General features: G+C 28.5%; 1 protein-coding gene. It reads left to right on the forward strand.

The window, feature by feature from the left end; all coding sequences use genetic code 11:
- Positions 1–228 precede the first annotated feature (228 nt).
- Entirely contained in the window at positions 229–1,467 is a 1,239-nt protein-coding gene (locus JOC47_RS15225; protein WP_204703288.1) for an IS110 family RNA-guided transposase, read from the forward strand.
- Positions 1,468–1,510 lie beyond the last annotated feature (43 nt).

The raw sequence follows: 1,510 nt of genomic DNA on the forward strand, positions 1-1,510 counted from the left end.
TGTGAGTGCCACACTTCCTTAAGACTTTGTTATAATTAAAATAAGAAGAAGGAAACTAGCAAGCAAGATGAATAGAGTGCCATAGGCTCTTAAGCCTCCGATATTGTCTTTCACTTGCTTTGCTAATTCCAATAGTTGATTAGGCTTTTAAGCCTCTGGCAACTGAGTGTGTGGATGCAAAGCAAGCCTTGCTTGCTCAAACCCTAACATTTAAAAGGAGTGATTGAATTGGAAACTTATCAATATTTCCTTGGTATTGACATTTCCAAAAATAATTTTGACTTTTGCTTACTAAATAATATATCAAACACTCCAGTCGAAAAACAAAAACTGCAAATGAATAAACAAGGTTTTGAAAAACTAATTAAATTAATTAGCAATCATATTAAAAGTAATGATGATTTATTTATAACTATGGAAGCTACTGGAACTTATCATTTAACACTACTAAATTTCCTAGTTAAACGCAATTACCAAGTGGCTTTAGCTAATCCAAAGCTAGTCAATTCTTATAGCAATTCTATTTCTCTAAGAAATACTACTACCGATTCTATAGCCTCTAAACACATTGCTCGTTTTGCTAAAGATAGGTACAAAGATCTAGATGCAGTTGATAAAGATTCTATTACTTCTCTCAAAACTTTAAATAGAGAAAGAGAAAGTTTCTCTGAAGCAATTACTAAAGTCAAAACTAAAATCAAAAATTTACTTAATAGACTATTCCCTGAATTAGAACATATAACTAATCTATTTTCTAAAACCATTACTAAACTTTTATGTCAAGCTCCATCAGCTGAAAAAATATCTCAAAAAGGCTTAGAATTTATTAAAAAACATATTAATGATACTAATGGTTCTAAAATTAATACATCTGCTAAAACCATATTCAAAGCTGCTCAAAATTCTACTGGTATCAAAGACCAATACTTAGAAACTGTTTTGTTAGCTGAATTAAAGCGTTTAAACACTCTAAAAAAAGAGATGAAAAATATTGAACAAGCTATTAAAAATGCTATTTCTACTAATGAACAAATTAAAACAAACTCTGAATTAATTACTTCAATCAAAGGAATTGGAGAGAAAACCGCCATTCCGTTTCTTATAGAAACTGGAATCTTAGGAGCTAATATTAAAAACATTTTTCCTTCCTACAAACAGTTAATTGCTTATACTGGCACCGACCCCTCTTTAAAACAAAGTGGTTCATCTATTAACCATCAGGGTAGCATATCTAAAAAAGGGAATAAATATTTACGAAAAACAGTTTATCTTATGGCTCAAAATACCATCAGATATGAAGGATACTTTAAATATTACTTTAAGAAAAAAATAGAAGAAGGAAAAACAAGAAATCAAGCAATTATAGCAGTTGCTAATAAATTAATTAAAATAATTTATACATTATTAAAAAATAAAACTAAATATGATTCAGAATATCATTTAAAACAAGTCAATTGGATTGCTTAATAGTTAATAATAAATCAATGAAAAACTAATTATCCTATTTAAG

The sequence above is a fragment of the Halanaerobacter jeridensis genome, from assembly GCF_016908315.1.
Lineage (GTDB): Bacteria > Bacillota > Halanaerobiia > Halobacteroidales > Halobacteroidaceae > Halanaerobacter > Halanaerobacter jeridensis.